The sequence below is a fragment of the Eubacterium sp. AF22-8LB genome, assembly GCF_003458715.1.
Classification (GTDB): Bacteria; Bacillota_I; Bacilli_A; order Erysipelotrichales; family Erysipelotrichaceae; genus Holdemanella.
The window spans coordinates 827-11,399 of sequence record NZ_QRVI01000041.1; the positions used below are offsets into that span (position 1 = coordinate 827).

Consider the following 10,573-nt stretch of genomic DNA (forward strand, 5'->3'; position numbering starts at 1 on the left):
CAGACCCCAAACTAGGCCCCAATTGTTTACGCTAAAACCCTAAATGATTTTGGTTACCCGCCTGTTCTACAATTTCATTAATTCTTTCTAAGACAGGTTCAAAACCTGTTTTTTCTGTACTACTAATTCCAAAGATGTTTTTCATTGGCAATTGAAGCTGTTGAGAAATATCTTTCAATGCACGAACACGTTTTGTCTTAGGAACCTTATCGACTTTTGTAGCTACAATCACGATTTGAATTCCGAGACTTTGAATCATTTCAATCATATCTAAATCATCATGTGTAGCACCATGTCTTGCATCTACAAGTTGTACAACACAACAAATCTGTTCTCTTTGGTTAAAATATGTGTCCATCATTTTTCCCATTTTGATCAACATTTGTTTAGACATTTTCGCATAGCCATAACCAGGAACATCCACCAACATCCATGTATCATCAATCTTAAAGAAATTGATCAAACGTGTTTTACCTGGTGTATTTCCTACATAGGCTAATTTTTTCTTGTTTGTTAGTGCATTAATAAAGCTGGATTTCCCAACATTACTACGTCCAACAACAACAACTTCTGGTAAGTCAGATTCTGGCCATTGATCTTTTTCAACAGCACTAATCACAAATTCACTAATCATACTATCTTACCAATGCATTATGTAATACCTGAGAGACATTTGAACAAGGAATAAAAGTAACTGCGTCTTTTACTTCTTGAGGAACATCATCCAAGTCTTTTACATTTTCTTTTGGAATTAAAATTGTATCAATTCCAGAACGATGTGCTGCCAATGATTTCTCTTTCAATCCACCGATAGGAAGAACATTTCCTCTTAGTGTAACCTCACCAGTCATAGCTAAATTTGCCTTTACTGGAATATTTGAGAAGCAAGATACCAATGCCGTTGTCATTGTCACACCAGCACTTGGTCCATCTTTTGGAACGGCACCTTCTGGTACGTGAATATGTACATCATTTTCTTCAAACAATTTAGAATCAATTTTGAATTCTTTCGCATGAGTTCGAACATAGTCTAGCGCAATACTAGCACTTTCCTTCATAACATCACCCAATTGACCAGTAAGAACTAATCTACCTTTACCTGTAAAGCGAGTAGCTTCAATTTGAAGAATATCTCCACCAAAACTTGTATAGGCAAGTCCTGTTACAGTTCCAACTTGATCCTTCTTTTCTTTTTTACCATAATCTACTTTTTCATTACCCAACCATTCATGAACTAATTTCTTAGTTAATTTGATACTACGCTTGTTGTTTTTCAAAATTGCAAGTACTGTCTTACGGCAAATTGTCGCAATTGTACGTTCTAATGAACGAACACCCGCTTCACGAGTATAGTAACGAATTAAGTATAATAACATATCATCATCAATTTTTAATTGAGATGGTTTTAAACCGTTTAGCTTCAATTGTTTAGGAACTAAGTGATCCTTGGCAATATGAACCTTTTCTGCATCTGTATAGCTTGATAATTCAATGATTTCCAAACGATCTCTTAATGCAGGTGGAATGTTTTCCAAATAGTTTGCGGTAGCGATGAACAATACCTTTGATAAATCATATGGCTCTTCAATGTAGTGATCTGAGAACACTGAGTTTTGTTCAGGATCCAATACTTCAAGCATTGCACTTGATGGATCTCCCTTATAATCACTTGCCATCTTATCGATTTCATCAATTAAGAATACAGGGTTTGTAACTCCTGCTTTTTTCATTCCTTGAATAATACGTCCAGGTAAAGCTCCTAGATACGTTCTTCTATGTCCTCTTATTTCAGCTTCATCACGAACACCACCAAGTGACATCTTGACAAATTTACGATCTAGAGCACGTGCAACACTTTTAGCTAAAGATGTTTTACCAACTCCAGGAGGACCCACTAAACAAATGATTGGTGCATTTAATGAATTTGTCATTTGTTTAACAGCCAAGTATTCAAGAATACGTTCTTTGACTTTCTCTAAACCATAATGATCCGCATTTAAAGTAGCTTCTGCTGCATTTAAATCTTCATTATCCTTAGTTTGTTGCCACCAAGGAAGGTCCATCAACCAATCAATATAAGCCTTGATGACACCTGTTTCTCCACTTGCCATCGGAAGCATTTCATAACGAGAAACTTCATCTGATACTTTTTTCTTGATGTAGTCAGGATATGGATTTTCAGCTAGGCGCTTGCGAATCTTAGCTGCATCTTCATCTTGTGCAACTGTATCACCTAATTCTTCACGAATGACATTCATCTTCTCACGAAGATAGTAGTCTTTTTGACCTTGATCAATTCGTTCTTTAACAGTTTCGTTGATTTGTTTTTCAACTTCATTCATCTTTTTCTCTTTAGCCATATCTTGAAGTAACATCATTAAACGGTCATTAATACCTAATGTTTCAAGATATTGTTGTTTTCTTGCAGTATCTAAAGGTAAGCCTTGAACAGCTTTATCACTTAAGAATTCACCGCCCATCCCCTTAGAGATTTCCATAATAATTTCTTTTGTAACAAAACGCTCTTGACCTTGTAAACGATCAAGCTCATCCCCAATCATACGAACCAATGCTTCTTCTTCAACAGCATCTTGTTTTTCACTTTCAAGAATCTCAACTTCTGCCAACTCACTTAAGCTTCCATTGATCCATTTATTTAATTTTACACGTTTAATTCCACGGAATTTCACACGTAAAAAGTTATCAAAACGACGAATATGACGAACTTCACACAAAGTTCCAACAGAATATATGTCTTTTGCCTCAGGATTTTCCTCTTCTAATTCAATTTGAGAAAATAAACAAATCTTTTTGTCATAGTTATCCTGTGCATTTTCAACAGCATGTACAGAAGTGTCTCTACCAACATCAATCACAATTTCTTGATTTGGATATAAAATAACGCCTCTTGTACAAACCAAAGGATAGGTATTTAATTCCATACGAAAACCTCCTTATACTAAATATGGAAAAAGACGCTAGGCGTCTTTTTTCTTTAACATTATACTACTTTACAGAAGTTTTAATGAAGTCTAATGCTTTTTGATTTGCTAAATCTGCTTTAATACTTTCTGGAGAAATCAATTGTTTGATTTTTTCAACTTCCATGTTGTACATTTCAGACATTGTAGCAAATTCTTTTTCTACATCTTCATCACTAGCTTCAATGCTTTCAGCCTTAACGATAGCTTCTAATACTAACTGAGTTTTAACACGAGCAGCAGCTTCTGGACTCATTTGAGCACGAATTGCTTCTTCAGTTTGGTGAGTTGCTTGTAAGAATTGTTTAGCTGTAAATCCAGATTGTTGCATACGACCTTCGAATTCTCTGTACATACGATCAACTTCTGCATCAATCATTACTGAAGGAATTTCAACATTTGCATTGTCACAAACTTTTCCTAATAATTCATTAGTGAAGTTTTCTTCAGCTTCTCTTTCTTTTGAAGCTGTTAAATCAGCTTTTACTTTTTCTTTATAAGCATCTACTGTTTCAACATTTTCGATTTTTAATTTTTTAATTAATTCATCATTTAATTCAGGAAGATCTTTATATTTTACTTCGTGAACTGTGCAGTGGAAAGTTGCAGGTTGACCAGCAAGTTCAGCTGCTTGGTAGTTTTCAGGGAAAGTAACTTCAACGTCTTTTTCTTCACCTTTCTTAACTCCAACTAATTGTTCTTCAAATCCTGGAATGAATGATCCTGAACCAAGTTCTAATGGATAGTTTTCTCCAGATCCACCTTCGAATGCAACACCATCTTTTGTTCCTACGAAGTCGATAACTACTTGATCACCTAATTGAGCAGCAGCATCATCTTCACGAACAACCCAGTCTGCATAACGATCTTGAACACGTTTAACTTCGTTTTCAACATCTTCTTCTGTAACTTCTACATCCGCTTTTTTGATTTCTAATCCTTTGTATTCACCTAAAGATACTTCAGGAAGTACTGTACATGTAAATACTAATACGGCTTTTTCTTCATCAGCTTCTTTAACATCTAACGTAGGACGAGCTACTAATTCAATGTTGTGTTCTTTGATTCCTTCAGCCAATACTTCATTAGCAACTTCTTCGCTAGCCATATCGAATAATGCTTTTGCAGAAAGTTGTTTTTTAACTAAAGCATCAGGGATTTGTCCTTGACGGAATCCTTTCAAATTCATGTGAGATTTAGCATAATTTAACGCTTTTTTCTGTGCTTTTTTCCAAGCTTCACCTTCTACAGTTACTTCTAATTCACCAGTAGAATTTTCTTTCAAAGTCCAAGTACTAGTCATTGTTTTCTCCTCGCTTTTCAATGGATAACTCAATATCCTCAACTTTTTCAAGCCCTTGTTTCTTTATAAAACTAGGCCATTCATCGGATTTCTGCATTGCATAAAATACAAGTCTACATATGCTTTTCGCAAGTTCATAAGGATCTTTATCTTCTTGATCAAATGGTCTTTCACATAAAACAAGCTGCATCAAAAGCGACATACAAAATTGAATCATAGTAGGATCTTCATTTGTAAACCAGCTTTCAAACAGTGAACTTGCCTCACAAATCGACTGATCTTGCTGCATAGGTAAAATTGCACTTGGTATAAATGTAATGTTCAATCCGGATTTTATCAAATCAAATGGATCATCGATTTTCTGCTCCATTAAAGCCTCAATCAATGCACCCTTATATTCATCAGGTAAATCTGAATCTAACAAGACCTGCACTTCATCATGGTACATTCTTAAATTCATGTTTTCTAAAACACCAATCGCATAGATTTTCTGTTCTAAAGTTCCATGAATATAGTCCTGTAACTTGTTAAAGTCCACACCCTTATTCCTTTGTTCCAAATAAGGCTTGCACTCTGATTTATAATATTCCAACAAATCCAATGCATCCTGTGGAACATAAGGCATATCCAGTTCCTGACAAATTAATTCGTACGCCTGGGCATAACTTTTTTCATCTATCTCTTTTTTTATTTCTTCAATTAAAGAATGATAATATGCGTTCACTTATACCTCCATGCGAAACATTAGTATTCTACCATAAACATCGATAATAATCAATTCTACACGCTTTTAAATAACATTATTGGTCTTTTGTCGATCAAGAAAAAACTCTCTAATTAAAGAGAGTTCGAATTTAAACTATTTTCTAATTGATTCAACTTTTTAAATTCATTAAGAATGCATATGACTGAAACCAAAAAAGCAACCATATCTGCGATTGGAGCTGAATATAAAATTCCATTCAACCCAAAGAATTTTGGAAGAATCAAAACTAGTGGAATCAAGAACAACACCTGTCTAGTCATCGATAAAAACATTCCTAAATATGCTTTTTTAATTGACGAAAAGAAGCTTGACGATAACATCTGTACTCCATCAACACATACTAGCATTAGATAGATTCGCATAAACATTGTCGCAAATTCAAAATAGTTTGCATCGCCTGATCCAAAAATCGATAGTACTTTGCTTGTACAGAATTGGAATAAAGCCCAACCAATAAAGGAAACAACTAAATTCGCACTAACCGCAAGCTTAAACGTCTTTTTGACACGCTCATATTTTTGGGCTCCATAATTAAATCCAATAATTGGTTGCATACCTTGCGAAATACCAATGATGATAGCTAATAATATCGCATTGGTTTTCATTACAATACCACATGCAGCTAAAGGAATATCACTACCATACTTTGTAAACTGTCCATAATATGTCAATGAATTATTCAAAACAATTTGTACAAATAAAATCGCAATCTGATTCAATGAAGCACTCATTCCAATGGTTGCCATTTCCTTTGTATCCTTCAAAGAAATTCGTAAACTATTTTTATTAAATTCAATATGCTGAAAGTTCTTGATATACCAAGCAGCAATAATAAATGAAATCACCTGACCGGCTACTGTGGCAATGGCGGCTCCGGCAACTCCCATATGAAACATAAAGATAAATATTGGGTCTAAGATTGTATTGACTATAGCTCCTGCAACCATACATATCATTGAGTATTTTGGTGATCCATCCGCACGAATTAAGTTACTAATAACATTTGTTGTAATCAAAAATGGGACTCCCAATGTCGTAATACGTGTATATTCTAAAGCCAAAGGCATAATTGTACTTGTAGCACCAAACGACTTCAATAATGGCTCAAGAAAAACAAACACTAAAACAACATAAATCATAGAACACAACACAGACATACTAATGCCATTACCCGCAATACTACTTGATCGTTCTGGCTTTTTTTCACCTAGATATAAACTAAATAAACTAGCTGAACCAATCCCAATCAACAAGGCAATGGCCAAGGCAATCGTAGTTAGTGGAAATGCTACATTGGTTGCAGCATTACCTAAAAAACCAACGCCTTGACCAATAAAGATTTGGTCCACAATGTTGTATAGTGACGATACGAGCATTGAAATAATACTTGGTATCGCAAACTTTTTTAATAATGATGACTCTTTTTCATATCCTAAAGGATTTTGCATACTAATATAATTCCCTCTTTCTAAACTGTGCAATTAAATGCTTATTTCCCATTGAATGCTCTCGAATGACATTTAACTCATTTCCTCTTTCATCAAACCAGCCAACAAATTCATAGCCTGGTTTCGATGCTGGCAACAAGTGAATCGTATCCGAAAAATACGTATATGACTTTGGATTTCTTCGACTACTTAATCCCCCATTCAAATCATATGTAATCTTATATTGACTTACTTGCCAATGGGCATATAAAGTACAAGACTCATGAATTGGTTCATCCAAGTTATAACGCCAACGATAATCACAATCCCAGAACCATCCATCAAAGGTATATCCAACTCGAACTGGTGGTTTTAAATTTGCCAATAATCCATGTTCATCCGTACATACATCCATATAATTAGCTCCACCACACGTTTCAAAGTGGATAACTGGACATTCTTTATAAATAGCTGTCAATATAACAGGTTCATGAATGCCTGCTGGTAAACTCGTTATAATTTCACCATTAAATTCCCAACCTACAAACATAACCCCCTTTTTAAACGCTGGATACAACAACAATTCTTCCGATTCAATGCATGTATATCTCGGATTACGACGCGACATAACTCCACCATCCACATCATATTCAATTGGATACCAAATAGGAATCCATTTATCATATAAAGTTACAGAATGAGGAAGCACTCCACCTGGATTTAATCTTTTTGTACACTCTTTATCTATATACCAACCAACAAACTGATAACCTTCTCTTTTTTCACTCATCTAATATCACCTGCCCACTCATTTTATCACAAATAGAAAAACTTCTAGGAAAATTTCTAGAAGTTATTCAAATAATTATATAAACTATTCCCGAAAGTCATTTCCATAAGTTCATTTGCGATTTCTTTATTTTGAATCCGCATAATATGATCTTCTACATCTTGCTTACCCAACAAATTAATATTTCCATACCATACGATTTCCTGATCAATAATCGCAAAATGTTCACAGTTATCTTCTGCAGATTTTAGATAAAAACCAGATTGTCTCATTTCTTCTAACAACTGCATTCTATAATTTGAACTTCCAAACCTAATTTTATCAGGCATCCAAGAAACTATGGTTACTTCAACTCCACTTTCCATCTTTTCTTTAACCAATTTAGTAAATTCTACAACTCTATCGCCAGATAATGAAGGACTAGATACAACTATATTCTTATTAGCTCGCAATAAATCTTGACTATACGTATCGTAATAATTACTTGCATCAAATATAGATTGAGAAGTTTTTGATTCATTTTTTATATCATTCGTATCTGAAATCAATTCATAGCCTGATTTTTTGTAGGCCTTTAATCTTTTTCCATACATTCGATCAAACATTGGAATATGGACATCTACGTAATCATATACTAATATTGTATCTTTTTTATCATATAACCGATGAATTCTTCCTGTAAATTGTTCTATAACCCCACTACTAGCTACCGGCATCGCTAGAAACAAAGTATCTAATCTATCAAGGTCAAAGCCTTCTCCAACGAGTGATCCTGTCGCAACTAATATCATAGTTTTATCTTCAGGTACACTTTTCATTAATTCTACAATATGATTATTTTCTTTTTTTGATTGACTACCTATCAACAAGAAAACTGAATCTGCCACACCTTCTAATTGTTTATATAGTTTCTTACAATGAATGACATATTTTGATAATACAACAGGCGTACGTTTTTTCTTTATACATTCTTTTATATCCTGAATAATCATTTGATCCCGCAAATCATTATCTCGTAATATTGAGTATGCTTCATTTGGATTCTTTTCATCTTTCATCATTCCTCTTGGTGCAACCACATGTGTAAACCGAGGATATAACAAACGAGGAATCCCTTGTTGTTTCGCTTGTTCTTTTGCGGAATATTTATGTCGTATTGGACCAATAAGCATAAAATTCATTTTATCCAATTGATCCGTTCGATCAATTGCTGTAACACCATACACATACTTAGCTTTAATTTCTTTTAAAACAGCACTTTCTGTATTTGAAGCCGCATGATGACATTCATCCACAATGATCATGCCATATTCATTCAACAGTTTATGAAATTCCCCTTTTTTACATATAGAACCAGCCATTGCGATATCAATTATACCAGTCATAGAATCATGAGATCCTTGTAAAGTACCTATCAATGATTTTCTCTTTTTTATCAATCCCTTAGGTGTCGTATATTCAGGTAACTCTTCATTTATACTCAAAAATGTCTGCAGCTTATCTTTCCATTGTTCTAATAAGGATGAACTCTCCAATAAAATTAATGTATTCACTTTCTTTGTCGCAATTAAATCTGCACAAAGAACGGTCTTACCAAAAGCTGTAGCCGCTAACAAAATACCATTATCATGCTCAATCATTTTATTTAGAGCTACATTTTGTTCAGGCTTTAACTCACCCTTAAAAGTAACATCAATACCTCTTCCTTGTTGCCTTTTATCATCAACCATCATTTTAATTCTTGCATCCTTATTGTAAGACATTAAAGTATCATAACATCCTCTAGGAATTTGTATGTATCCACTATCATGATCTTCACCAAGATAAATATATTTATACATGCCAAAAGTAGAAATTCCCATACCTTGATTTTTATAATAAATAGGATTACTAATTCTAGCCAATTTACGAATTTTATTTTGAATCGATACACTTAAATTTGAAGTATCCACATAAATACCATTCGATAAAGTGATATGCATTTTTCCATTCACTTCATTCTTGTCAAATTCACTCATTGAATCCCATGGCTTATCATTTAGATTACCATGCCATTCTTTTATCTTATCTTCAATAAACACCTGTGAAAGCTTAGGCTTAGACCACAATATATTCCATTGATTTGAATAGGCATTCCAATTTTCATCAATAAATGCACTGTTGCCATCTTTCAACGCTTGTCCTTGTAATGGCAATGCGATCAAATTTCCCAGGCCACCTTTTGGCATACTATCTTGTGCTGGTATCATACGATCATAGTATTTAAATGATTTTAAATTCACTTGTTCTGCCCCTTTATCCAACAAAGCATTCCCAAAATTTCTTGCCAAAATAGCTGAAATCGGTTTATCAAAGAAAATCCAAATATGCGCTCCTTTCCCTGATCTAGAGCGCTCTATCAATGGATCAATTCCATTCATTTGACATATTGTTCGCATCGCATTAACTTCTTCTTTCCAACTCTCATCTATATTTGCAAAATCATTTCCTGCATCTTTGTCATGATTATCAAAATCAAAAACCAAAAAGCGACACGTATTATCTTTATGCAATGGATAAACACCAATCACTTCATTTCCTTTTAAATGTGACATAATACTATCAATTGTCAAAGCTTTATACTTTTGGTAATGACAATCTTGGCAACGAAATCCTGCATTCCATTTCTTACCACAACCGTCTGACCAAAAATTAATACATTGTGGATAGTATCCCGCTTTATTTGTTTTCTTGCTTTCTACTCTTTTTGCGTATACGTCTGTACGACCCCAAAAACAAGCAAAAAATCGATTTGCCATATCTTTTGTGATTTCATTTGGAAAAGCAATACGACTGCCTTGATTCGTTTCAAAAGGTTCTGTATTTGTAGAATTCTTTAATTGATCCAATTCTTCCTGATAAGAAATTCCTTCTCGCTCCAAAATGTTCTTCAAGCATTGAATTTCCTTTTGTAAGTCATTTATAATAGTCAAATTATCATTCGTCTGTTTCACAAAACCACCTACTCTTTTCATTACTATTTTAATTGAATTCACAAATAAAAAAAACACCCAAGACTCCGTTAGTTAGACGGAGAGGAGTGTTTTCAGAACACATCTGCAAGTAGTAGTCTTGTAGTAGTTCTACGCATATAATAATCCTTTTTATAAAACATTGTGTTAACACAAACACACAAAACAGATAAAATTTTCTATTGATAATTCAATCAACATGATTATAATGAAGTCTAAATTATAGATAAATCGGAATTTGTTAAGTTGGTAGTAATTTTTTGCAATAATGAAGGTAAAGGAGAGCATTTTATGA

At 33.8% G+C, this 10,573-nt stretch carries 7 protein-coding genes; all 7 read right to left on the minus strand.

Features of this window, described 5'->3' with window-relative positions; translation table 11 throughout:
* Positions 1-31: 31 nt before the first annotated feature.
* The gene (gene yihA / locus DWY01_RS10800) at positions 32-634 is read right to left on the minus strand and encodes a ribosome biogenesis GTP-binding protein YihA/YsxC (RefSeq protein WP_117996128.1); all 603 of its coding nucleotides are present in this window, start codon (positions 632-634) and stop codon (positions 32-34) included.
* Between the two features lies 1 nt (position 635).
* The gene (gene lon / locus DWY01_RS10805; RefSeq protein WP_117996129.1) at positions 636-2,942 is read right to left on the minus strand and encodes an endopeptidase La; all 2,307 of its coding nucleotides are present in this window, start codon (positions 2,940-2,942) and stop codon (positions 636-638) included.
* Positions 2,943-3,006: 64 nt separating this feature from the next.
* Positions 3,007-4,284 carry a trigger factor gene (tig, locus tag DWY01_RS10810; RefSeq protein WP_117996130.1) on the minus strand — a complete coding sequence of 426 codons (1,278 nt, stop codon included), beginning with the start codon at positions 4,282-4,284 and terminating at the stop codon, positions 3,007-3,009.
* Positions 4,277-5,008 carry a DUF3196 family protein gene (locus DWY01_RS10815; RefSeq protein ID WP_117996131.1) on the minus strand — a complete coding sequence of 244 codons (732 nt, stop codon included), beginning with the start codon at positions 5,006-5,008 and terminating at the stop codon, positions 4,277-4,279. The genes tig and DWY01_RS10815 overlap by 8 nt, the downstream gene beginning before the upstream one ends.
* A gap of 113 nt (positions 5,009-5,121) precedes the next feature.
* Complete coding sequence (locus tag DWY01_RS10820) at positions 5,122-6,498, minus strand: MATE family efflux transporter (protein WP_117996132.1); 1,377 nt, start codon at positions 6,496-6,498, stop codon at positions 5,122-5,124.
* A 1-nt stretch (position 6,499) separates the two neighbouring features.
* Positions 6,500-7,267, minus strand: a complete 768-nt coding sequence (locus DWY01_RS10825) for an InlB B-repeat-containing protein (protein WP_117996133.1) — start codon at positions 7,265-7,267, stop codon at positions 6,500-6,502.
* A 56-nt stretch (positions 7,268-7,323) separates the two neighbouring features.
* Positions 7,324-10,260 (minus strand): DEAD/DEAH box helicase family protein, encoded by a 2,937-nt coding sequence (locus DWY01_RS10830; protein ID WP_243002007.1) that lies wholly within the window; start codon positions 10,258-10,260, stop codon positions 7,324-7,326.
* Between the last annotated feature and the right edge of the window lie 313 nt (positions 10,261-10,573).